The following is a 23,295-nucleotide window of genomic DNA, read 5'->3' as shown; positions in this document are numbered from 1 at the left end:
TAGAAACGCACCTTCGTTCACGCTTCAAAACTCCTGCATATGGGAAAAGGCTGTTCCTTGATATTGCTTTTCTTCTGCCTCCTCATGACGTCCTGCGGGCAGTCTGAGCACCGCGCGTCTGTGCCAGTGCCGATTCCGTATGATTCCCTGCGGGTGACTTTGGAGAAGATATATGATACAGACCAAGCCGTAAGGCAAGGGTTTGACCAGGTGAAGGAAAAGGACCGGATTACTTTTTTCCGGAAGATGCAGGGGGTAGACTCCGTGAACCAGCTGGCGGTTGTGAAGATGTTGCAGCAGTACGGCTGGTTGCCCCAAAGCAAGATAGGAGGGAAGGCCGCCGATGGGTTGTTTCTGGTGGTGCAGCATGCGCCGGCCCCGGTCATCAGAAAGTACCTGCCCTCGTTGAAACTGATGGCCCAGAAAGGGGAGGCAAGTGCCACCGATGCCGCCATGATGGAAGACCGCTTGCTGATGTTTGAGGGCGAGAAGCAGATCTACGGAACGCAGGCTACCTCCATGGGCCGGGAAGACGGCTCCATGTTCATCTGGCCCATCAAAGATAGTAAGCACGTGAACGAGCGCCGCAAGGCCGTAGGGTTCAGGGTCACCGTAGAAGAATACGCCAAACTCATGAACGCTGCCTACAACCCAGATGAGGCACTGCCCCCAAAAAAGCAGGTGTTTCACTAACCTCCAAAACCTGGTCATGGAAAGACATCGCTTCTCATGACCCAGGAAACTCCCTCATCCGGTTAAGCGGCCTTTTCTGAAAAGAGGCTTTAAACGGAAAGTACCTAAAGAAGAAAAACAGTGTTTGAATCTAACGTGCAGATACGCGTTCGCTACGCCGAGACCGACCAAATGGGATACGTCTATTACGGGAACTACGGCGCCTACTATGAGGTGGCCCGTACCGAGACCTTCCGGCAGTTGGGGATCAATTACAAGGAGATGGAAGCCGAGGGCGTGATGATGCCCGTGCTGGAGCTGCGGTGCAAGTACATCAGGCCGGCCCGTTATGATGACTTTCTCACCGTCAAACTCCTGCTCAAAACCAAACCCCAGGGCGCCCGCATCAAGTTTGAGTACGAGGTCTACAACGAGGCCCAGGAACTCCTGAACATAGGCGAGACCGTCATGGTGTTCGTGGACATGAAAAGCGGCCGGCCAACGGCTATTCCTGCTTATATTCATGCCAAAATAGATCCGCATTTTACGGCATGAACATCTACCAGCGCCTGGCCCAGTACCGGTGGTACCGCAAATTCATCGTCCTCCTGAAACGGCTGCGTTTTGGGGAGGAGCAGGTGTCTGTGTACCATGTGCTCAAGGTGATGGTAGACGAGCTGAAGATGGACTCGCTCACCAAGCGCTCGTCTTACATGGCCTTCAACTTTACGCTGGCCATTTTTCCCACCATCATCTTCCTGTTCACGCTCATTCCCTACATCCCGGTAGGCCACCTGGACCGCGACATCCTTACCCTGCTGGGCGACGTGATGCCCGCCGAGATCTACACCGTGGCCGCCGATACCATTGTGGACATCGTGAACAAGCCCCGCGGCGGGTTGCTGTCCTTCGGTTTTCTCTTTGCGCTGGTGCTGTCTACCAACGGCATCATGAGCCTCATGGATGCCTTTGACAAGAAGTACAAGACCTTCCGGCGGCGCACCTACCTGCGCAAGCGCATGATTGCCACCCTGCTCACCATCGCTCTGGCGCTGATCTTGTTCCTGGCCATCGGGGCCATCTTCTTCGGGACCTACATTCTGGATGCGCTGGTGTTCTATGAGGTAGTGACGGAGGCCTTCACCTACGGGCTCATTGTCTCGGTGAAATACGTGGCGGTGGCCTTGCTCTTCTTCCTGGCTACTTCCATGATCTACTATTATGTGCCGGCGGTGCATGACAAATGGCCTTTTGTGAGCGCGGGATCAGTGGTGGCCACCGTGCTCATCTTCCTGGTGTCCTGGCTTTTCTCGCTCTACATTGGCAAGTTTGATTCCTACAACAAGTTCTACGGCTCCATCGGAGCCCTTATCGGTCTTATGGTCTGGCTGGACTTTGTGTGCATGAGCCTGATTGTGGGCTTCGAGGTGAACATTAGCATAGACGCCCTCACCAAACGCCTGGTAAGGGGGAAGGTGTAGCCGGTTTAGAGCCCGTTTTTAGGAAAACACCCTTGAAACAAGGTGTGGCCTGGCCCCAACGAACTATAAGAGTAAGATTGCTAGTAAATTTTTTTTACCGCCTAGGAGTTTGACTTTCAGACGATAAAAGACTGGGGATTGAGAAAATGCCTTAAATTTTGCAAAAATGCGAGGCAGGTACTTGACAGATACAGATTAAGCCATTACTTTTGTATCACATTTAGAGAGATGGCAGAGTGGTCGATTGCGGCGGTCTTGAAAACCGTTGACCTTTGCGGGTCCGGGGGTTCGAATCCCTCTCTCTCTGCGAGTAAATAGAAAAAGCCCTGTAGGTGAAAGCTTACAGGGCTTTTTGTTTTAGTCCAGACATATATCGGACACTTTTAGATGCGGAATTGGTTCTAGTCTCTCATTTTAAATATCAAAAGAGTTCATGGCTGGCCCGTTTTATATCTATGAAGGAAGTAGTAATTTTTGGTATCAAACGGCGCTCCATTTTCAACTTTTCTGCCTGATGACGGTCAATTAACTTGAATCACAATTTTACCGAATGCACCTTGATTTAAATGTTCGTATGCTTTCAAGGCATCTCCGAATGGATAGACTTTGTCAATCACCGGCTGTATTCTGAGTTGTTGGAAAGCTTTGACCACATCCTCCAATGCTTTGCGGTGGCCTACGTTAATGCCTTGCACACGTACTCGTTTAGCGAGCAAGGTGAAAAGATTGACCTCGGCCATCATGTCTTTGAGGAATCCGATGATGTAGATAGTGCCCTGCAGGGCAACAGCCTCTAATGATTTATTCACGTTGTCACCGCCTACTACTTCCAGTATGTGTTGTACACCCTCACCGTTGGTCAGCTCGAGGACTTTCTTTTCCCAGTCTGGATTCTCTACATAGTTGATCACATCGGTTGCTCCCAATGATTTTATTTTTTCGGCTTTGGCATTGCTGCTGCTGGTGGCAATGACCCTGGCTCCGAGAGCCGCCGCAATTTGAACTGCCGAGACCGATACCCCACCGGTACCCAGCACCAATACCGTATCACCGGCTTTGATTTTGCCATATTCCACTAATGAGAACCACACCGTCAAAGCAGCGATAGGCAAACTGGCAGCCTCTTCAAAAGTCATATAGTCAGGTGCTTTCACCGTCGCTTCTTCCTCCAAAAGGAGGTATTCCGCCAATCCACCATCATTTGGACCGCCAATTGCCGAAGGCCCGTAGTCCTGGTTGGGCGCCCCATCGAGCCACTTGGTGAACAAATGTGATATCACGCGGTCTCCAGCCTTGAATTTGGTTACCTTATCCCCAATAGCAACTACTTCTCCTGCGGCATCTGATACAGGGATAAACGGTTCCGTCATCAGGTGCGGTAAATAAATCCCGTCAACGATCGCCTTATCCCTGTAGTTGAGTGACACCGCTTTCACTTTGACCAAAACCTGACCTGGCCCTACCGTGGGGACAGGTAATTCTACCCGTTTGATGTTATCAAGTCCGGGACCTTGCCTTTGCCATGCTTTCATGGTAGAAATGTGGTTTTCCATTACTATACTCTCTAAATTATTTCTTATGCTTGACAAGCATTTTACTTGATTAGGAAGCCGCTTATCATGATGCACCCGGCGCGACGGATATTGCCGGGCCAACCTCGGCAAGCCGTTGTGCAGCCTGATGCGGTCTATTCTCCTTAACGTCTTAAGCCCTCAGCCGAAGCCAAACGGTTCAAGGCGACAATCTCCTCGTGTGGGGGTATCGGGTCAACTTGGAAGTTATTCAGCTTGGCCATAATGGAATCCCTTGCCGCGGGCGCCTTGCCCTTTTCGGCTCTGGCCAGCGCTTCCCTGAGCTCTGCCGCGTTCAGTTCGGTGCAATAGGCCGGGGTTCCGGGTTCCTGTCTCCATGACTCGGCAAGGCTCCCGCCATCCACAGTATCGAAACCAGTCTGGTTAACCAGCTCGGCGGCCACTCTTTTATGTTCCTCGTTATCGCCGGCCACCGAAATAGCGATTCTCCCATCTTCGCCCGTAGCTTTGCCTTTATGCTGCAGGGTGTGTTCCAGGATATTGTTGAACACCTTAGTGACCGATCTTCCCAAGGTTGCAGAGATGTACTCGCTTTCCGTTTTGCCTTCCAGGCCAGGGAGCTCACCATCGCGAAGAGGGTAATAGTTGGAAGTATCCATAATAACGACCTCCTGCGGCACGCCCTGGAGCAGGTTTTTTGGCAGGTCTTTATATGCCTTGAAAGGGATGGAGAAAATGAGGGCTTCCACGTCTTTCATCACCTCCTCTAAGGTGGCCGCCTCGGCGCCCAAATTGGCCGCAATCTCCTTGAGCGTGGCCATGTCCCTGGTGTTGGTCACCTTTACCTGATGGCCTACGCCAGAAAGTTTTTTGGCCAGGATGCTTCCAATGGCACCTGTCCCAATGATTCCTATTTTCATATTATAAATTATTAAAGCATTTATGGTTAAGATTCCCCGCCAGGCTCCTCCGCTTTGCCGGGGTGAAAACGCCAAACGAGGAAAGGAGAATTACATGAACAATGCGCGGCTTAAGCGGACCCCGTAATCGGCATCCGGGTTGGTGGTGGCATCTCCCAACCGTTCCTGGAATGCCCCCACTGCCAAATCGCGTCTTTTGGGCAACCGCGCCTTCTCAGCCGATGCTATGGCCGCCGGCAGTTCTTCCAACGTTAAGTCGGTGCAGTAGCCAGGTGCGCCTGGTTGCTGCCGCCAGGACTCAGCCAAGGAACCGGCGTCGAATGCATCAAACCCGGTTTCTCCCACCAAGTCCATGGTCACCCTCCGGTCAATTTCCCGGTCCGCGGCGATGGGGATGGCGATCCGGCCAGGGCTTCCTGCCAGTCTGCCCTTTTTCGCGAAGGAATCCGAGCCGATGGCATTCCAGGCCTTTGCCACGGGGCGCCCCAATTGGGCCTGCACCCAGAGACTTTCGACCTGCCCGGCCTCAATGCTGTCGATGCCGTTATCTCGTGCCGGGTAATAGTTTGAGGTGTCAATCACAACCGTTTCATCCGGTACCTCGGCAAAAAAGGGAGCCAGTTCAGGGATGCGGTTCAGGGGAATGGATATAATGATGACATCCTTGTTTGCAGTAGCTTGCTGAACGGTAGCCGCCTTCGCCTCGGTTGAGAGCACCTCAATGTCTATCGTTTCCGGGCCTCTGGAATTGGCGACCTCCACCTCGTGTCCTGCCGCGCCCAAGGTTAGTGCTAGCGTTTTGCCAATATGGCCAGTGCCAATGATTCCTATTTTCATATCTTGAGTGGGTAAGTTGTGTAGGTTGATTTCATCTATTTCAAACCCGAGGATCTATTCCGTACTGATCCGGGGCGCCGAGGTGCTCTCGTAAGGTCTTGCCTTCATACTCACGGTGGAAGAGCCCGCGTTCCTGTAGGATCGGAACCACTTCGTCCACAAAGGCGTCGATCCCGTCAGTATTCACATCGGGCGATATCCAGAACCCGTCGGCGGCGCCTGCCTCAAACCACGTCTGCATGTGGTCGGCGGCCTCTACACCGGGCCCTACGATCACGGGGTGGTAGTCTATGACCCCGTGAGCAAGAATATCACGCAAACTCCAGCCTTCTTTCGCGATCTTCAGGGCATGGGGGGAGCGCGGGTCGTGGCGGGACGGGAGGGCAGCGGCCAACTGGGCTTTGGAGAGCGGCTCGTCCAGGCGGGTAGGGTCTAGGGAAATGCCCAGCATCTGTTGCAGATAGGCCACCCTTTGCGGGAACAAATCTCCCGTTAATTGAATACGGCGGTCCAGGGCCGTGCGTCTATCCTTGGCGATGGTGGTCATCAGGCCTGGGATGTATTTGATCTCGTCGGGGTCGCGCCCGTACCGTTTGGCCGCTGCCCGGAAGGCATTGCGCTGGGCGCGGGCGTCCTCGATGGTGAAGGCCGCCCCGATCACCGCATTGGCGAAACGCCCGGCCAGCTCATGCGCGTTGGGGCTACCGCCGGCGTGAAAGATGATGGGCTGACCCTGCTCCGATGGGGGGATATAGAGCGGGCCCCTTGAGCCGACATACTTACCCTGTAGATTGATGGGGACGATCTGGTCTTTCTTGGCAAACTGTCCGCTTTCCTGGTCATGCACCCAAGCGTCTTTCCCCCAGCTTCCCCAAAGTGCCTGGATGAGTTGGACTGCCTCGTGCGCACGGCCATAGCGCTCCCCGCTCGACGGGATAGTTCTTCCGTAGTTCGCGGCCACATCGTTGCCGCTGGAGGTGACGGCGTTCCAGCCCGCTCGGCCGTGGCTCATCACGTCTAGGGCTTTGAATTGTCGGGCCAGATTGTAGGGCTCGTTGAAGGTGGTGGATCCCGTGGCGACCAAGCCGATGTGTTCTGTTTCGCGGGCGACGGCGGCCAGGGTGAGCATCACATCAAGGTTGAAGCTTGGCGACTCAGTCTCTATGTCCGACATGACGGCGCCAGGACCGTCAGGCAGGAAGATGAACTGGAATTTACCCCGCTCGGCAGCCTGTGCTTGCTTTACCCGGGCGTCGAAACTCGTGTAATTCTTTGGGTCTACCCCCGGCATGCGCCAAGCCCCCGGCTGGGAACCGTATCCGTTCCCCAGATGGAGGCCGATAAGCATCTGCTTGCCGGCGGTAGAAGGGTTGCCTGTCTTTTCTTCCGAATGATCCATAATTCTATTTTGCTTTACAGGAAGCCATGGGCGGCCTGATTGGTAAACCTGTTGCAAAATTACAGGTATTTACTTTCCTTTGTAAAGTGCTTTCCAAAAGGAAAGTGGAATAGCTAAATTCTTAGACATATGGCCAATAGAATGGGGTACCTTTCCTGCCTGGACACGGTGAAGCCGGTGCGGGACGCGATTGAGGTGATCAACGGTAAGTGGAAACTGCCTATCATCATTTCCGTGATGACGGGTAACGAGCGGTTCACCGACATCCAGGAGAGCATCCCCGGCATCACCCCTAAAGTGCTGGCCAAGGAACTCAAGGACCTGGAGCAGCACCAGCTGATCAAAAGGGTGGTGATAGAGGATTACCCGGTCAGGATACTGTACAAGCCCGAACCCTACGCTGATACCCTGACGCCCATCATAGAGGCCTTAAAGGGCTGGGGCCTGAACCACCGTCGGAGGATTTTCAGCAAGGCTTAGCCAATCGACCAGCACCTTGCCCATTGAATGCGCTAAAGAACTCCGAAAGCTGAATGAATGTAGAAATATCTGAGGCTTGCATTGGATAGGTGGGGGCCTTAGGAAACGCCATGGGACAGATCGGGTGGGTTTGTGTTGGGTGGATTGCTTCTTTGGGGATTTTAGAAATGTAAAAAGTGTAAGAAGAGCAACCCCCTACGAAGGGTATGTTTAGGGTAGCCTTTTTGGTTCTCACCCGCTGGGGCCACATTCATCCAGGCACCACTACCCAAAGTGGTAGGAGGAATCCCGTTTGGAAAAGAAAGGATCGGAAGGGTCTAAATAGGTATTTTCAAGCGGTTTGCTGGGCAACACTCTTAGGTGTCTCCTTCTTAAGGTGCCTTTTTAGATTGGAAACCGGTACTTCAAAGAACTTCCAGGACAGCCAAGCGCCTACCATAAGCAGGACAAGATTCTCCGTCAGATAGAAGTAGAAGTTCCCTTTGATCCACTGGGGAAGGGGCAAGAACTGGTTAAATTCAGTCAGCAACCTTGAACTATGGTTGAGTAGGGTGACATGGTAGAGGTAGATGCCGTAGCTTATTTTTCCTATCAGCAGTAAGGCCCTGTTCTGGAAAAGCCAGGCAAACCTGTCCTGTTCCATGTTCCCCACGGTGATGAAGTAGCCTATCGCCCAGCAAATAATTAGGGCCATCAAGGACCTATGGTGAGGCGAAGGAAAGTCTCCCCAAAGATTTTGACTTGTTATTGCCAGTATGCTCAAAGGGCCAAGGACGCAAAGGACCTTGTACACCATGGGAAAAGAGTAGTTTTTCTCCACCACTACCCACGCCAGGAGCGCGCCTAAGCCTAGGGCATCAAAGCAGGTATGGGGTAAAATCCAGAGGAACTCCTTGTCTGGGATAAGGTTCTGGCTGATAATTCCTACAAGGATAAATGAAACGAGGGTATGGGGTAAAAACCTCCTCGGGATAAAGAGGATGACTAGGGGCCAAAAGAGATAAAACTGCTGCTCCACCGACATGGACCACAGGTGCCCCAAGTCTCCCCAGTACTTATTGGTGTACATGTCAAAGTTGGCGGTGAAATTCAGGTAGGGGCCATACTGTGGGCCGGAGTCCGGCTGCAGGACAAAGGTCACCAGGAGGGTGAGGTAATAGGCCGGGAAAATCCTTAGGGCTCTTTTGAGAAAGAAATCGGAGAAGACTCTGCCTTTGTTCGTGCTATTGGCTTCAGCCTTTCTTCGGTCTTTGAGCAGGATCATGGTAATCAAAAAACCGCTGATGGTAAAGAAGATGTCAGGCGCGAAAATGATCAGGGACAGCTTATAGAAGAGGGAGTCATGGGGTAGGAAATGGTTGCAGAGAACAAAGAAAATGGCAAATGCCCTTAAAGAATCTAATTGCTTGATGTACCCCATAGCCATTGATCTTTAAAAGTTGATTTTCCGGTTTGAATTGAAAACAATACAGATTGGGTACTTGGTTAGTGTGCCATGGCAACAATAATTAGGTTACCAGCTATATGCTGATGGATGATAGACTTCTTCGGGCTCAACTGCTCTATTCTTAAGAAGTCAATACAATACTGAAGCGTTAAGTTATATTATTTATTCGGATTGTTCAAATAAATGAAATGACTATTAGGAGTTGGAGGGAAAAGGAATTGAGCAATAGTACAACATCCTTTCTATCAGTGAGAAAAGCATGATATAGAATAGAGTGGAAGAACCTCCTTCCCGTATTTGATCAGTTTCCGTATCCTCTCGCTAATTACCTTTATCTAACAACTATGAAGAAAAGTAAAGATTGATCATTAATGCCATAACGATGGTTATGTAAATGTGATAAGACTTCTATCCCAAAATGGATGCTATATTAACCAAGGGTCAAGCAACTCCGAAAAGCGCATTGAAGTGAGTAGATAGGGGCTATTTTGACTTTATGCTTCCGTCTAAGCCTGAAGATAGCAGAAAGTGAAAGGGGTATAACGCCTATGAAAGTGCTATTCAAGTACTTGATCCTACGGAAACGTGAGCGGCCTTCTGTATTTTAGAAGTTACAGACTTATAAAGTGTGACTTTTTTGCAATTACTTTACTGCTAGCATCTGCCAGAACTGAAGATAAATAATGCAATAATTGAGGCAGGGATTATTAGTTGTAAAATATTTAACCTAAGTGGTCTAAATAGATGCCTTATAAACGCCAAATAGTATATACGGTAAACCAGTTCTGGTTATCCAACTAATGGTGGGTGTGTAAACGGATATTTCGCTCCGCACATAGAGTTAATAATTGGAGGTATTCCGTTTATATAGTAGTTGGGTGTCATTGAAGAAATATAGAAAATTGAATAACAGATCAAGAATGTTGAAGACTGAAATGACAAATAGGATAGTTGACTTGGTCTTCTTCATAGCGCTCATCACCTTGTTTGTTTTCCTCTATAAAACGAAAAGAAGTCAGGAAGATAACCTAAACAAAGGCATGATTGTCGTAAACTTCTGGAACCCTTCAAACTCCTTACCATTCGATTCTACTCATGGTGATTACAAAAGGGTTAGCTTAACAGGGGTGAAACAGAGCGACAGTCTTAAAATGGCTGAGATAAAAGAACATCTTAAAGGATTTAAAGCAAAGGTGGAAGAGGTAAACGGTATCCATGTCATGTTTACTGGCAATTCAAAGTATGGAGACTTTATTGAGGTTTTGGACTACTGCCTGCAAGAAGATATAGAGCGTTACATTCCCTATAAAAATAATTTGTGGATTCTTGCAAATGGGAATCTTATCAGATGACTACAAAGAAACAAGGTCACCTAACAAGGTATAAAAGTCAGCTTCGGCCGACGGCCTTGCTGTTTTTATGCTTACCGTTGTATGGTATTAAATACATAATTAGCACATTATCAAATATACTGATAGACTAAGTAAACGCCCAGGAAATACTATATGGAATTATTTAATCTTATACTAGGTATAATCTTCTCTCTAGTTGGGGTGATACTTATCTTGATTGACAATCGGACAAGAACTAAAGGAGAAAAGTGGCTCACCTATGGAAATGTAAAATACAAGTTCGGAATTTTGTTTTCTATTGGAGCAGGAGTGATTTATATAATTTCGGCTTTTTAAGAAAAATGAACCTGTTCTGTTTTCGACCTGATTTTGGTAAAACAGGTCGAAAATGGACGAATAAATAAAGATAAATCTCCGAGTGCCTGTTTTCAGGATATTTTTCTAAAAGCGGGCTAAAAACAGCAATAGGGAATGCGCGTGGCAACTGCTAAAGAACAATGCCATACAACAACGCATAAATGTCACCATCGGCCGACGGCTTTCGGTGTTGTTTAAACCAGTTCATTATATGCTATTATTAAAAACAAACCGTCTGCGTAAGATGAATTCTACTAGCATCAGTTAGGAGCCGCCAGATTCTTAAGAGCTAATTTCAAGCTTATATCCTTTGCCACGTATAACAGCAATTTTGACAGTTGGGTCAGGTTCCAGTTTCTTTCTGAGTTTTGAGATGAACATATCCAAACTGCGGCCTACTATAACACCTTCATCTTCCCATATCTCTTTCTGCAATCGGCTTCGCTCTATAGCCTCGTTAGGAGTCAACGCGAAAATGCGTAGGACACGAGTTTCCGTTTTGGTCAAGTCTATGGTCGTTTCATGTATCATGAGCTTACGCGCCTCCGTGTCGAACGACATCGACCCCAAAGTAAACATACTGGTAGACGGGTTCTGGGATCCAGTAGAATGATCCTCGGGTATAGCAGAATAGTTTTGGGAAAGAACACTTTGCGGTTTGGCAGGTCTCAAAAAGATATACCCCATAACTGCTAACAAAGCCAGGAGGCTGCCCAGCAGATATCCATTCTTTGCTGTATATGTTTCCGCAGGTTGAAACCTGATGCTTATATAATAACACGCTTTTGGCTGCTTTCTTCCCAAGCAGGCTATGATGTCATCTTTTTTATTTCCGGAAATAGCATATCCATAAGCTACGCTAGAATCGTCACAATTCAGTATGTTCACAACATAATCACTTGCCAGCGGGTCGTTGGCTAGTACACGCTTCGTAGTATGCACCAGCGAGTCGGGTTGAAAAGTAAGCGCATCCTCAAAACTGATCTGGTATTCATCTTTGGTGATTTTTTTTACTGGCAGTACCCGTGATACACTGTCGCCCGACTGAAGGAGTGTTTCATGTCCAATTTGGCGAAGCAAAATTTCCCTCCTGGCAAAGTCAAAGTTATCACTGCCTGCCATGGTAAAAGCCACGCAAATGATAGAGAAAAACGTGAGTAGTAATGCTCCACCCAGGTGCTTTCGTTTGAATGCCAACTGATTTCTTATAAAGAGCATACTGTCAAGAGATTATTTACAAAGTTTACACTAGTATTTACAAGCTAAGTTCGTCTCTTTGAACACCATCAAAGTATTTTTACTATAAACGAATCAGGTTTATCAGGAGATAGATCAAGGTTACTTAAAACTACAAAAAATATGAAAAAGGTTATTTATGCGCTGATCTTACCGCTGGTTGTGGTAAGCGGGCTAGTATTTGCGAATCACGCAATCAAAAGTGAAACTTCTAAAAAACCGAGCCCAAAACCGCTTTCTGCTGCTGAAAGGGAAGCCGCAGTAAAGGAATGGGAGTCTACACCTGAGGGTATAAAGTACAAAACATGGGAAGCGTCTCCCGCAGGTGAAAAAGTGTTTGTCGCTGAAGCTAAAATAAGAAAGCACATAAGTACTTTTACCAATATGGAGGCTGTTGTAACGTCACTTTCTCTTCCGCCAGGCGCACGATTAGGTTTTGGAGTGATGGTCAGGATTAATGGTGACGATTATATTGTAAGATTTGAGCCTGAAAAGTTTCAACTTGACCAATTGCAGAGCCTGAAAGTCAACGACAAAATATTTATAAGAAGCCGTGCTGTATCACATGCGCCCAAGTATTCCTATCCAATAATATTGGGCGACTATGTAGAACGAGATAGTAAAGTAATATTTAAGCGTGTCCCTCGTAAAGGCGGTTGCTGAATAAAGTTATGATATAAAGACGTTTATGGAATTTAAATGTAAAAAGAGTAAGAAATAGATTTATTAGGCTTTATTTTGAAAATAAAAAATAACTGACAACAATGTCTAGTGCAAGAGATATTGTTGCAAATTTATATGAGAGAAATAGCAGACATCCTAATTGATATTGATTCATTTGAGCCAATTGATGATGACTGGTTGAAGTTGGATGACCTGATTGGGGAACTGTTGGAGAGTAACAATCCTAGGAACGGAATGCGAACCTTTTTTAATGTTTTGGAGCGTTTTCCGGAAGAAGATGGAGCAGGTGTTTTATGGTCAATAGTACATGGCCTTGAACAGTTTGATGGGTACGAACAGGAGTTAATCAATTCTTTGATAAGGCAGCCTTCAGTTTTGGGAGTAGTAATGGTTAAAAGAATTGCGAACACTGGTCGCCCAGAAATAGCAGGGAGAAAAGTAGATGATATTTACAATTCGCTCCTAAACCATCCAGAACTTCCAGAATCTGTTAAAGGATATATTGAAGATTTCACAAAATAGAAACTTGCTACACCAACACCTAAACGCCATCCTCAGCCGACAGCTTTTATCCACCGTTTAGGTTAACTGTTGGCTGCAACTTTAATCTTCTCAATACCTTTAGGTACATTTAGAAATTGAATAGCAAAGTAAACTGGAAAGGCCTTTTTTACGGAATAGCCTATGGTCTTGCGTCTAGGGCGGTATTCGCCCTGGAGGACTTCAGGTATCTGAGGACCGAGGGGGAACCATTGTTTCAGACCTACGGCCTTATGACCATGTCTTTCATGTTTCTGGTGCCCTTCGTCATTGGGTTGATTACCGCCTATCACCAAGACACCGTCACAAGCTCAAGAAAGATTGCGATGATCACGATGCCCTTCTATGCGGTAGTGGGCTTAATTGGAATCTCCGTTATATCAGGGAAAGAGGGGATTATCTGTGCCTTGATGGCTTTGCCCGTTTTTCTGTTCATGGCACTCCTTGGCGGGCTTCTAGGGGTTCATTTTTTCGAGAGGAACAGAAGCAAGGCACATGTCTCCCTGTGGCTTATCCTGCCTTTTGCGCTGGCCCCCTTGGAGAACCATTTAGGTCTGACCGAAAGGATATTCACCGAACACACCACTATCATCATTAATGCAAGTGAGCAGGCAGTTTGGGATAACATCACACGGGTAAGCAGAATCTCAGAGACCGAGAACAACGGCTCTCTTTTTCAGTTCATGGGTTTTCCACGGCCCATAGAGGCGGAACTTGACACGGTTGCTGTGGGTGGGATAAGGAAAGCCATCTTCGCCCGGGGACTGTTCTTCACCGAAAGGGTGACCCAGATGGAGCCACAAAGGATATTGGCTTTCAGTATTGAGGCAGACCCAAATTCCATACCACCCAAGGCATTGGACGAGCACGTTCTGGTTGGCGGGAAGTATTTCGATGTTCTGGAAGGCAGGTATGAAATTGAGAAGATAAACCCGAATCAGATTGTCCTTCACCTATCTTCGCAGTTCAGGCTTTCTACTAGGTTCAACTTCTACAGCGGACTTTGGAGTAAGCTGATTATGCGTGATATTCAGGAGAATATCTTGAAGATAATCAAACAAAGAAGTGAAACCTATCAAATAAAAGAAGCAGCCAACAAGGTGTAAATGACAACTTTGGCCCTGCCGTCGTTTACACGTGGTCGTTAGAAGAGAGAATAAAATTAGAAAGAAGTAATGATAGGTCCAGACAAGGATACTCGTTTTCCATTGGAGCATTACCACAGGCTCTGTTTTTTGAAAAACATCATAACTAGGCCAAACATTGTTGTTGGCGACTATACCTATTACGATGATTTTGAAGATGTCTACAACTTTGAAAAAAACGTCAAGTATCATTTTGACTTCATAGGCGATAAGCTCGTAATCGGGAAGTTTTGCATGATTGCCTCAGGTGTTTCATTCATCATGAACGGGGCAAACCATCTAACGGAGGCTATTTCCTCTTACCCTTTTGCCATTTTCGGCAATGGCTGGGAAGGCGCAATGCAAGGGAAGTCCTACCCAAGCAAGGGAGACACGGAAGTTGGGAACGATGTCTGGATCGGGCATAAGGCAACGATCATGGCAGGAGTGAAAATAGGTGATGGGGCAATCATCGCGGCCCATTCAGTTGTCACAAAAGATGTGGAGCCTTACACGGTGGTAGGTGGAAATCCTGCAAAAGAAATCAGAAAACGCTTTCCCCAAGAGCAGATTCAGAAGCTTCTGGACCTACAATGGTGGAATTGGGATATTGATAAAATAACAGCAAATGTGCATCACCTCACAAGTAACAACTTAGATTTACTAACATATTGAAAGTAGTACTCCTGCCAATACAGCACATAAACTAAGTTTCGGGGGTGCCTTGCTCATCATTTGCACCAGCCTATATCAAAGATTGATGAAAAAGCATCTTCTTATTTATTCTTCTCTGTCTTCCATTTTGCTGCTTAATCTGGTTTTCTATCTATCCCTTGGTATAAGTATAAGCGGCTATTGGAGTGATCGGGTTGTTTACTGGATTTGGTTACTTAGTACTTTTGTTCTGATTTACAGATTCTGGGCTAAAAAAGGAATAAAAATCTATGCATCAAGCTTAGGTGTGTTGGTCATCTTAAGTTTGCTCCCTTTCATGATCCCATTCACGGTTATACTATTCACCGGATTTTGCTTAGATAGAAGCTATAGCAAAACCCTTGATGATAGAATAAGCTTACAAGTCAGTACAAAATCTTTCTTTAGTGGCCCTACTGTGGAAGTAATAGAGCAAGTGGAAGGGTTTGAAAAATTGATTGGAACTGTAAACGGATGGCATATGGTAAACGAAGGCGTTCACCTGGAGGAGGCCCGCGACGTGCAACTCCGTTTTACAAACGGGAAGCCTGTCTTATTAGAAGTTCAAAAAGGAAATGAAACCTTGAAGTATGATATTGAACAGTATTGACCTTGCATAGAATAACACCGCTTAACTAAGTGTGTGTGTTAGGCTTCGACTGACGGCCTCACCCGCCGGTTTTACGAGGACGTTACCTCACATTGATAGAAATGAAGAAGTTTAAAAAAATTGTTTTGGATGTTATTCCAATGGTAGCGGTAATAGCTGTATCTACAGCGAGTGATAAGTACCCATTTGTGTTCAAGGCGCTTATATGTCTTTGGGCGGCCTGGTTCTTATATACAACACTAAATAATTTACTTTATAGAGTAGGTGTGAAGGAAAATGAAATCCGGTACCATACAATCAACGACAATTACCATAAATACTTCCAAATAGGGATTGGAATTGCTTTGACAGTACTATCAATCTGTACTTGGCTTTGGATTACTACAAGAAAAGATTTTGCACCCATTGGGGTTGTAATAGGATTGCTATTGATTGTGGCTGGTCTTTTAGAACTTCCGAGAGGAGAAATGAAGCTGAGGACCGATAGTTTAATACTCTCAGGAGTTCCCGACGAAATTGGAAAGGACGCTCTTACAGGGATTGTGATAGAAGAAGATAGAATAACCTTAACCCACACAAGAGGGGAGGTAGTAAGTCAGGAGATGTTGAGGCTTGACCCAAAGACAGCAACGGCAATTGAACAGTTTTTGGTGGTTAGAATAGGGTGCGGTGAAATAATAAAGAACAACGTGGGGTAATGATGGGCATAAGTGAGCCTAAACCGACAGGCTAGTCCATGGTTTATCCTAGTCGTTGTAGCACATTTGTAAAATACATTTCCCATAATCTAAATCTACCTATTCTCATTTTAGCAATTCATGAAGCAAACCTTTTTACTAATCCTACTTCTTTCTTTCATCCCAAGAATGTTAACTGCGCAAGCTAAGCCAATCCAAGAGGAAAAGTTTATCAAAATTGGCGGAATAGAGCAGTGGGTGACCATCAGCGGGGAAGACCAGTCCAAACCCGTTATTTTGTTTCTGCACGGGGGGCCGGGCAGTACTATGAGCCAGTACGATGACGCCATCTACGGCTCCTGGAAAAAAGACTTTGTTCTGGTGTACTGGGACCAGCGGGGGGCAGGAAGAACCTTCGGCCGTAATGCCCCCGAAATAGTAACCGAGGATTACTGGATGGAGACCCCCCTGACCTTGGAGCAGATGACCGCCGATGGGGTGGAGCTCGCTGAATACCTGACCAGACACCTGGTCAAACGGAAAATAGCCCTCGTAGGAACCTCCTGGGGCTCCGTGCTAGGCGCAAAGATGGCACTCGCCCGCCCAGATCTTTTCTCTGCCTATATAGGCCACTCCCAAGTAGTGAACTTCTACGAAGGGTTAACCCACGCTTACAATAGCGTATCTGCAATGGCCCAGAACGCCAAAGACCAAGAATCATTGGACAAGTTGAAGACATTGGGTCCACCCCCTTATGAAGATGCCAGAAAAGAAGGCCAACTGATGCGCGTCATCAAAAAGTACGAAAGGCAGAACTCCATACCAGCCCCGGCCTCTTGGTGGAAATTGGCAAGCGCCTATGACAATGAAAAGGACGCCAAGGACAGGTACAACGGTGATGATTATTCTTTCCTTTATTCTGCCGGCCACAAAAAGATGGGAATAAAGTCCATGATGGCCGGAGCGAACTTCATGAAGGATGGCTTGCACTATAAAATACCGGTGTTCTTTATTCAGGGCGAGGAAGATATTCTAACTCCTAAAGAGCTTACCAAAGCATATTTTGATAAAGTAAAAGCACCTAAAAAGGAGTACGTGTTGGTGCCGGGTGCTGCACACGGGCACAACCAGGCAGTGATTGATGCGCAGTTGAAGGCTGTAAAGAAGTTACTTAACCTCCGTTAGAAAGGCAAAAGGCCAGCTAAACATTGGCCGAAACGCATTAAAACACTTTTTAACCCCACCTTTAGCTCAAATTGAAACTGTTCTTTGAAAGAGTACCTTACAGAAGTGTTTAAAGCCAAAAACCATGAATGATCCAACGAATATTTGTTTGTCATGCGGGTTCTGCTGTGACGGTACCGTGGTTGGTTTCGTGCAGCTCAGCCGTGAAGAGTTGCCCTTGTTGAGCGAATCAAGTGATGTAGAGAATACCAACGGGGAGGGTTTTTTCCTTCAACCCTGTAGCAACTATTGCAATGGGTGCAGTATCTATTCTAAAAGGCCAAGACACTGCGCCAGTTATGCGTGCGCGCTGTTAGAAGCCGTCGAACAAAAGCAAATAGATTTCGATTCGGCCATTAAGATAGTAGAGGTGGTCAGGCAGAAGAAGATGGCCATAGAGAGTAGGCTGCCGTTACTGCCGTTTGAACTCCGATCCCAGTCATTTTACTTTAAGATGACTGAATTGAAGAAGCTGCTGCAGAGTGACCAGGCTGAATCATTATTGGTGCCAAATCACCTGGATTTAATGTCGGACCTTGACGAACTAGACTGGGTGCTGTCAAAAGAATTTGGTGCGTCCATTTTTGATTGATAAAGGAGTATAGCCTGACCAAAACAATTAATTGAAATCACCTTATTGAAATAGATCCTATAATACAGTAAAAGCTGCTGCTAGCACTGTACTCAAAGGTGACAATCCAGACGTATCCTTCCCGCTTTATTGTCCCGTGAACCCATACCAAAACAAGAAGCCATGTATGAGCCATCCTCCCTTCGTGCTTAGGGCAAAAGGACCAAGCCCCGGCTGCCGCTGTTGGGGTACGACGCTCCCCGCAAGGATTCGTCCCTATGGAACTTATGAGAATTAAATTCCTAGTACCTCCTCAAGTCTATTTGGTCGATACCACTGGCCCGGCACATATCTTCTCTGAGGCCAAGGTGTTCTCTTGATTTAGATAGCTTTATACTTCGCCTTTAAGGCTAATGTGTAATCAAAAATAAATGAATGAGTGTAGACCAGATTATTGATAGTATCTTCTTGATTCCCAATGAATCAAAAGCGTTGCTCAAAGAAAATTTTGTAGAAGTACGGTACCCCAAAGGCCATATTCTGTTAAGGGCCGACAGAATTGAGAAGAACATTTACTTTATCCAGAAAGGAATTGCCCGTGCCTATGCAGATGTGGAAGACACCGAGATTACCTTCTGGTTTGGCAGGGAAGGAGATGCCATTCTTTCCATGAGAAGCTATGTGGAGAATAAAGAAGGATATGACAACATAGAGCTTTTAGAAGAGTGTGCACTGTATGAATTGAAAACCGCCAACCTGAATAAGCTCTTTCTTGAAGATCTGCATATAGCCAACTGGGGGCGGAGGTTCGCGGAACAGGAACTCATCAAAACAGAGGAACGCCTTCTCTCAAGGCAGGTGAGAACCGCCTCAGAAAGGTACAAGCAGTTGATCAAAGATCATCCAGACTTAATCCAGAGGGTTCCGCTGGTACATATTGCGTCTTATCTAGGCATAACCAGAAACAGCTTAAGTAGAATACGGGCAGAGATCATGTAGTTTTTTACCATTTGGTAAATGTATCGTCCGCCTAAATCCAGACCTTTGCTGAAAAAAATATGAACTGGATTATTTTGATTATTGGTGGACTGTTTGAAGTAGCTTTCGCCTCGTGTTTGGGAAAAGCCAAAGAAACCACCGGCACCACCATGTACATGTGGTATGGCGGTTTCCTGGTTTCCTTGACCATAAGTATGTTACTATTGATGAAAGCCACCCAATCTTTACCCATTGGCACCGCTTATGCCGTGTGGACGGGGATAGGCGCGGTAGGCACCGCGGTGATAGGAATCCTGGTCTTCAAAGACCCATTTACCTTTTGGAGAGTCTTCTTCCTCTTTACCCTCATAGGATCCATCATTGGCTTGAAAGCAGTGTCCCACTAAATCTGGTAAACTTCTGGTACAAAGGTGAGGCTAGGGTGAAAGTCTTCCGCCGCTTATTAGGGCTTTAGCTACAATGTTGATGATGAACTGGACAAATGAACTAACCCGAAAACTGAAGACCGATTTCCCTATCATCCAGGCTCCCATGTTTGGGGTGACTACGCCGGAGATGGTTGCATCGGCTGCCAAGACTGGGTGCCTGGGGTCCTTGCCGCTGGGAGACTTACCGCCCGACAAATGCGCAGAACTCATCCGGGCCACGAAACAATTGTCCCGTCGGCCATTCACGGTCAATCTTTTCGCCAACGAAATACCCGAGGTCACCTATGCTCTTCAAGCCAGGTACGAGGCAACGAAACAGTTTATCCAAAGTCTGGCCCAACAGCACGGGATTGAGGTGGTCCTGCCTGATTTTGCCGAACTATCGGTAAAGAGTTACCATGAGCAGGTAGACGCCATTTTGGCTGAAAACTGCAAAGTAGTAAGTTTTACCTTCGGGAATCTGGATAATCAGGTGATCCAAAAATTCAAGGACAATGACATCACCACGATCGGGACCTGTACCTCGTTGCAGGAGGCTCAGATTTTAGAGAATGCAGGCATTGACATCATCTGTGTACAGGGGATTGAGGCCGGAGGGCACAGGGGAAGTTTCGCAAAAAACTACCTTCCTGAGATAGGAGGGATTTCTTTGTTTTCGCAGGTATATGAGGCCGTAAATGTTCCGTTGATCTATGCCGGGGGAATCAGTAATGCCAAGACCTTATTGGCCGCCAGAACCCTGGGTGCACAAGGGTTCCAGATAGGAAGTTTGCTGTTGGGTTCTGCCGAGAGCGCGCTGCGAGCATTTGAAAAGGAGAAACTGCGGAAGGTAACGGAAAGTGAAATTGTTCTAACCAGGAGTTTCTCGGGGCGCTACGCCAGAGGAATCAGAAATGCTTTCATAGAGGCAGTAGAAAACACGGAGTATATTCTGCCTTATCCTTATCAAAATAAACTGACCACTGCCTTGCGGAAAGCCTCCAAAGCCCATGAGAACCTTGACTTTGTAAGCATCTGGGTAGGCCAGTCTATCACGGACTACAGCAGTTTGTCAACCTCAGAGATACTAGAGAACTTGATAGCAGCAACAGAGAAAGAGAGTCATCGCTAACCTATGGTAGGCGCCAGCCAAGGGCCACTACCTTTGCGCCGGTAATCAAAGTATTTATAGCACCAATCATAAAATGGAAGAAATTAGCATAAGAGAAGCATCCCTCAACGATGTAGTCCAACTACAGGAAATTGGCAGACAAACTTTCTTTGAGACTTTCTCAGAAAGTAACTCCCAAGAGAACATGAAAAAGTATCTAGAGGAAGGCTTTTCCATAGAAAGGTTGACCGCTGAACTGACCGACCAAAACGCAGCCTTCTACTTTGCCGAGCTTGAAGGGAAGGTAATCGGATATCTGAAACTGAACTCCGGGCAGTCCCAAACCGAGTTGAAAGACGACCAGGCCCTTGAGATAGAGCGGATTTATGTGTCAAAAGAATTCCACGGGAAAAAGGTAGGGCAAGCACTCTACGATAAGGCCATCCAGGTTGCCGAGCAGACAAAAGCCAGTTATGTCTGGCTAGGCGTTTGGGAGGAAAATCCCCGGGCAATCAGCTTTTACAAGAAGAACGGCTTCGTTGAGTTTGACAAACACATCTTTAAATTAGGGGATGAGGAGCAGACCGACATCATGATGAAACTGCAATTGCCACGCAAATGAGCTTTGAAATACAGCCTGTCCTGGAGAATGAAAAGGTAGCCCTTTATCCTCTGCGGGAAGAGGATTTTGAGGCTTTGTATACCACCGCCTCAGACCCAAAAATCTGGGAACAGCACCCCAACAAAGACCGCTGGCGGAAAGACGTTTTCCGCACGTTTTTTGAAGGGGCCATGCAAAGCAGAGGGGCCTTCAGAATCGTGGACAAATCCACTGGGGACACCATTGGCAGTACCCGGTTTTACGGCTTCAACCAGCAGGATAACAGCATCCTGATTGGTTATACTTTTTATGCTACCTCCTGCTGGGGCAAGGGAATTAACCAAGCGGTAAAGGCAATGATGCTGGACTATATTTTCCAGTTCGTTTCAAAGGTGTTTTTCCATATCGGGGCTAAAAACACCCGGTCGCAGATTGCCATTGGCCGGGTGGGTGCCGAGAAGGTGGCTGAGGAGGAAGTGGCCTATTTTGGAGAAGCCTCGCAGTTGAACTTTGTGTATGAAATCACCAAAGAAAAGTGGGAGACGCTAAAAGCTGATAAGTAGCAAACCACCTAACCCAGAATTGAGGTGAAACGTCGGTGCTTCTGCGTTTTCTATGGAAATGGCCTTAGCGGATTTATAGGGCCAGGTCTACTAACCCGGATTTAAAGCTTCATTTTCTCCTTCCGCGGCGGGGCTACTCCACATGAGAACTTTGTCAATCCTGACCCCGTCCATGTCTACTACCTCAAACTCGTGGCCCGCATGTGTGAATCTCTCTCCCGTGACGGGAAAGCGTCCTAAAACGAAGGAGATGAAGCCGGCAAGCGTGGAGTAGTTCTCCTCATCTCGGGGTAGCACCTTCTTTTTCAGAACCTTGTTCAGCTCCTGCACTTCTATGGAGCCGCTGACCAGCATAGAGCCGTCCTCCCTTTTCACAACGTCCGGATCGTTTACCTCATGGGCATCTGGAATGTCTCCTACAATCGCCTCCAGAATATCGTGGAGCGTGAGGATTCCCTCTACCGTGCCGTACTCATCAATCACGATGCCCAGGTACTGCTTACTGCGCTTGAACAAGTTCAAGGCCGTGCTCGCCGACATAGACTCGGGAATAAAAATAGGCTTCAGAACCACATCCCTCAGATTCTCTCCTTTCCCCTTGGCCAGAAACTCATAGAAGTCTTTCGCTGTGAGAACGCCCACCACCTTGTCCAGGCTGCCTTCTGTAACGGGGAACTTGGAGTGGGCACTGGCTTGGATGGCCTCCCTTATAACCTCCGGGGGTTGGGTGATGTCCAGGTACTCCACCTCCCTGCGGTGGGTGCGTAGATTCTTGGCCTTCTGTCCCGTAAAGGAGAATACGTTCTGGTGTAACCGCGTCTCTTCCTTCGCCAAAACCCCTTGTCGGCCCGCCGTCCTGATGATTTGGCGCAGTTCCTCGCCCGAGAGCCTTTCCTCTGTCTGTTCTTTCACCCCCAGGGCCTTGGTCACCAAGCTGGTGGAGCCCGAGAGTAGTTTCACCAAAGGCATGGTCAGCGCTGTGAATCCCTTGATGATGGGTGCCACTGCCAAAGCGATGCCGTCAGCGTTACTTAGTGCAATGGATTTGGGAATCAGTTCCCCGATGACGATAGAGAAGTAGGTAATCAGCCCGATGACGAGCACCACGGACAGGGTGTGGGCGTAGGGAGCCAAAAAGCTGATGCCCGAAAGCCAGGCCCGCATGTCATCTGACAAAGTCGCGCCCCCGTAGGCACCGGAAATAATCCCAATCAACGTGATGCCCACCTGGATGGCGGAAAGGAAATCCTCCGGGGCATCCAGCAGCGACATGACGGTCTTGGCTCTGCTGCTCCCTTCTTTCGCCTTCTGAGCCATGCGGGATTTATTTGCAGAAATGATGGACAGCTCAGAAAGGGCGAAGAAGCCGTTGAGCAAAGTCAGAAACAGGATAACAAGGATTTCCATTGGGACGGTTACGTGCAGTGAAACCACTAAGTTAGATTAAAACCGAAGCGTGGTCTGCGGCTCACCTTAAGTTACGACTCCTTCCGCTTGCTATTTCTAAAAAGCCCCGGTATTCGCCGCGTTTCTCCTTGACCGTCATAGCACCTAAAAGCTTTCACGGAGTACCTGCTTTGCTTAAGGCAATGGGTGCTTTCAAGGATAATTTACCTCTTCTCAAGAGAGCAAACGGAGGCATCCTTGGTGTTTCTATTTCTACCTAATCCGGCTTTCAAACAAGTAATGGAGAGTTTATAGTTGATGAGGGTTTTTAAGAAAACGGCTGTAAAAAGCAGATAACCAGAAAACAACTATACCTTAGGGTAAAAGATAAA

25 protein-coding genes and 1 tRNA gene are annotated in these 23,295 nt (G+C 47.4%); 19 read left to right on the top strand and 7 right to left on the bottom strand.

All coding sequences use genetic code 11. The features are described 5' to 3' along the window. Positions 1 to 39: 39 nt before the first annotated feature. The 4 genes from FOA19_RS00785 to FOA19_RS00770 all read left to right on the top strand — a co-directional run bounded on the left by FOA19_RS00785 (position 40) and on the right by FOA19_RS00770 (position 2,460). Positions 40 to 693: a DUF6624 domain-containing protein gene (locus FOA19_RS00785; RefSeq protein WP_149088897.1), complete on the top strand. Its 654-nt coding sequence runs from the start codon at positions 40 to 42 to the stop codon at positions 691 to 693. Between the two features lie 120 nt (positions 694 to 813). Then, positions 814 to 1,227 (top strand): acyl-CoA thioesterase, encoded by a 414-nt coding sequence (locus FOA19_RS00780; RefSeq protein ID WP_149088896.1) that lies wholly within the window; start codon positions 814 to 816, stop codon positions 1,225 to 1,227. Continuing rightward, positions 1,224 to 2,153 (top strand): YihY/virulence factor BrkB family protein, encoded by a 930-nt coding sequence (locus FOA19_RS00775; RefSeq protein ID WP_149088895.1) that lies wholly within the window; start codon positions 1,224 to 1,226, stop codon positions 2,151 to 2,153. Before FOA19_RS00780 ends, FOA19_RS00775 begins: the two co-directional genes overlap by 4 nt. A 222-nt stretch (positions 2,154 to 2,375) precedes the next feature. Next, a tRNA-Ser gene (locus FOA19_RS00770) sits at positions 2,376 to 2,460 on the top strand. A 214-nt stretch (positions 2,461 to 2,674) separates the two neighbouring features. On the opposite strand, the gene FOA19_RS00765 is transcribed toward FOA19_RS00770, so the two are convergent. The 4 genes from FOA19_RS00765 to FOA19_RS00750 all read right to left on the bottom strand — a co-directional run bounded on the left by FOA19_RS00765 (position 2,675) and on the right by FOA19_RS00750 (position 6,790). Further along, on the bottom strand, positions 2,675 to 3,706 hold the full coding sequence (locus tag FOA19_RS00765; protein ID WP_223808673.1) for a zinc-dependent alcohol dehydrogenase family protein: 1,032 nt from the start codon (positions 3,704 to 3,706) through the stop codon (positions 2,675 to 2,677). 143 nt (positions 3,707 to 3,849) lie between these two features. Then, on the bottom strand, positions 3,850 to 4,680 hold the full coding sequence (locus tag FOA19_RS00760) for an NADPH-dependent F420 reductase (protein WP_149088894.1): 831 nt from the start codon (positions 4,678 to 4,680) through the stop codon (positions 3,850 to 3,852). Between the two features lie 15 nt (positions 4,681 to 4,695). Further along, a complete protein-coding gene (locus FOA19_RS00755) occupies positions 4,696 to 5,442 on the bottom strand; it encodes an NADPH-dependent F420 reductase (RefSeq protein WP_149088893.1) in 747 nt (248 codons plus the stop codon). A gap of 40 nt (positions 5,443 to 5,482) precedes the next feature. Beyond that, on the bottom strand, positions 5,483 to 6,790 hold the full coding sequence (locus tag FOA19_RS00750) for an NtaA/DmoA family FMN-dependent monooxygenase (RefSeq protein ID WP_223808799.1): 1,308 nt from the start codon (positions 6,788 to 6,790) through the stop codon (positions 5,483 to 5,485). Between the two features lie 180 nt (positions 6,791 to 6,970). On the opposite strand from FOA19_RS00750, the gene FOA19_RS00745 reads away from it, so the two are divergent. Next, on the top strand, positions 6,971 to 7,321 hold the full coding sequence (locus FOA19_RS00745) for a winged helix-turn-helix transcriptional regulator (protein ID WP_149088891.1): 351 nt from the start codon (positions 6,971 to 6,973) through the stop codon (positions 7,319 to 7,321). A 331-nt stretch (positions 7,322 to 7,652) separates the two neighbouring features. Here FOA19_RS00745 and FOA19_RS00740 read toward each other — a convergent pair whose 3' ends face one another. Then, a complete protein-coding gene (locus tag FOA19_RS00740) occupies positions 7,653 to 8,741 on the bottom strand; it encodes an acyltransferase family protein (protein WP_190300239.1) in 1,089 nt (362 codons plus the stop codon). A gap of 947 nt (positions 8,742 to 9,688) precedes the next feature. Between FOA19_RS00740 and FOA19_RS00735 the strand changes: the two genes are divergently transcribed. Continuing rightward, entirely contained in the window at positions 9,689 to 10,120 is a 432-nt protein-coding gene (locus FOA19_RS00735) for a hypothetical protein (protein ID WP_149088889.1), read from the top strand. 639 nt (positions 10,121 to 10,759) lie between these two features. Here the strand turns inward: FOA19_RS00735 and FOA19_RS00730 are convergent. Continuing rightward, a complete protein-coding gene (locus FOA19_RS00730; protein ID WP_223808672.1) occupies positions 10,760 to 11,599 on the bottom strand; it encodes a winged helix-turn-helix domain-containing protein in 840 nt (279 codons plus the stop codon). A gap of 237 nt (positions 11,600 to 11,836) precedes the next feature. On the opposite strand from FOA19_RS00730, the gene FOA19_RS00725 reads away from it, so the two are divergent. The 13 genes from FOA19_RS00725 (at position 11,837) to FOA19_RS00665 (ending at position 21,517) form a co-directional block, all read left to right on the top strand. Continuing rightward, positions 11,837 to 12,376, top strand: a complete 540-nt coding sequence (locus FOA19_RS00725) for a hypothetical protein (RefSeq protein ID WP_149088887.1) — start codon at positions 11,837 to 11,839, stop codon at positions 12,374 to 12,376. 135 nt (positions 12,377 to 12,511) lie between these two features. Then, complete coding sequence (locus FOA19_RS00720) at positions 12,512 to 12,919, top strand: hypothetical protein (protein ID WP_149088886.1); 408 nt, start codon at positions 12,512 to 12,514, stop codon at positions 12,917 to 12,919. Between the two features lie 116 nt (positions 12,920 to 13,035). Next, positions 13,036 to 14,043: a hypothetical protein gene (locus tag FOA19_RS00715; protein WP_149088885.1), complete on the top strand. Its 1,008-nt coding sequence runs from the start codon at positions 13,036 to 13,038 to the stop codon at positions 14,041 to 14,043. Positions 14,044 to 14,112: 69 nt separating this feature from the next. Then, positions 14,113 to 14,736, top strand: a complete 624-nt coding sequence (locus FOA19_RS00710; RefSeq protein ID WP_149088884.1) for a CatB-related O-acetyltransferase — start codon at positions 14,113 to 14,115, stop codon at positions 14,734 to 14,736. Between the two features lie 85 nt (positions 14,737 to 14,821). Further along, positions 14,822 to 15,364: an RNA methyltransferase gene (locus FOA19_RS00705; RefSeq protein WP_149088883.1), complete on the top strand. Its 543-nt coding sequence runs from the start codon at positions 14,822 to 14,824 to the stop codon at positions 15,362 to 15,364. Positions 15,365 to 15,465: 101 nt separating this feature from the next. After that, the gene (locus FOA19_RS00700) at positions 15,466 to 16,062 is read left to right on the top strand and encodes a hypothetical protein (RefSeq protein WP_149088882.1); all 597 of its coding nucleotides are present in this window, start codon (positions 15,466 to 15,468) and stop codon (positions 16,060 to 16,062) included. A 168-nt stretch (positions 16,063 to 16,230) separates the two neighbouring features. Next, the gene (locus FOA19_RS00695; protein ID WP_190300238.1) at positions 16,231 to 17,226 is read left to right on the top strand and encodes an alpha/beta hydrolase; all 996 of its coding nucleotides are present in this window, start codon (positions 16,231 to 16,233) and stop codon (positions 17,224 to 17,226) included. A 124-nt stretch (positions 17,227 to 17,350) separates the two neighbouring features. After that, entirely contained in the window at positions 17,351 to 17,857 is a 507-nt protein-coding gene (locus tag FOA19_RS00690) for a YkgJ family cysteine cluster protein (RefSeq protein ID WP_149088880.1), read from the top strand. A gap of 414 nt (positions 17,858 to 18,271) precedes the next feature. Further along, positions 18,272 to 18,835, top strand: a complete 564-nt coding sequence (locus FOA19_RS00685; protein ID WP_149088879.1) for a Crp/Fnr family transcriptional regulator — start codon at positions 18,272 to 18,274, stop codon at positions 18,833 to 18,835. 59 nt (positions 18,836 to 18,894) lie between these two features. Then, entirely contained in the window at positions 18,895 to 19,221 is a 327-nt protein-coding gene (locus FOA19_RS00680) for a DMT family transporter (protein WP_149088878.1), read from the top strand. A 79-nt stretch (positions 19,222 to 19,300) separates the two neighbouring features. Further along, positions 19,301 to 20,374 carry an NAD(P)H-dependent flavin oxidoreductase gene (locus FOA19_RS00675; RefSeq protein WP_223808671.1) on the top strand — a complete coding sequence of 358 codons (1,074 nt, stop codon included), beginning with the start codon at positions 19,301 to 19,303 and terminating at the stop codon, positions 20,372 to 20,374. Between the two features lie 73 nt (positions 20,375 to 20,447). Next, positions 20,448 to 20,975, top strand: coding sequence for a GNAT family N-acetyltransferase (locus FOA19_RS00670; RefSeq protein ID WP_149088877.1), 528 nt, complete (start codon positions 20,448 to 20,450; stop codon positions 20,973 to 20,975). Next, positions 20,972 to 21,517, top strand: a complete 546-nt coding sequence (locus FOA19_RS00665; RefSeq protein WP_149088876.1) for a GNAT family N-acetyltransferase — start codon at positions 20,972 to 20,974, stop codon at positions 21,515 to 21,517. Before FOA19_RS00670 ends, FOA19_RS00665 begins: the two co-directional genes overlap by 4 nt. Positions 21,518 to 21,607: 90 nt before the next feature. On the opposite strand, the gene FOA19_RS00660 is transcribed toward FOA19_RS00665, so the two are convergent. Further along, positions 21,608 to 22,924, bottom strand: a complete 1,317-nt coding sequence (locus FOA19_RS00660; RefSeq protein ID WP_149088875.1) for a hemolysin family protein — start codon at positions 22,922 to 22,924, stop codon at positions 21,608 to 21,610. Positions 22,925 to 23,295 lie beyond the last annotated feature (371 nt).

This window comes from Rufibacter hautae, from assembly GCF_008271695.1.
Taxonomy (GTDB): domain Bacteria; phylum Bacteroidota; class Bacteroidia; order Cytophagales; family Hymenobacteraceae; genus Nibribacter; species Nibribacter hautae.
This window is presented reverse-complemented; position numbering and strand designations above follow the sequence as displayed.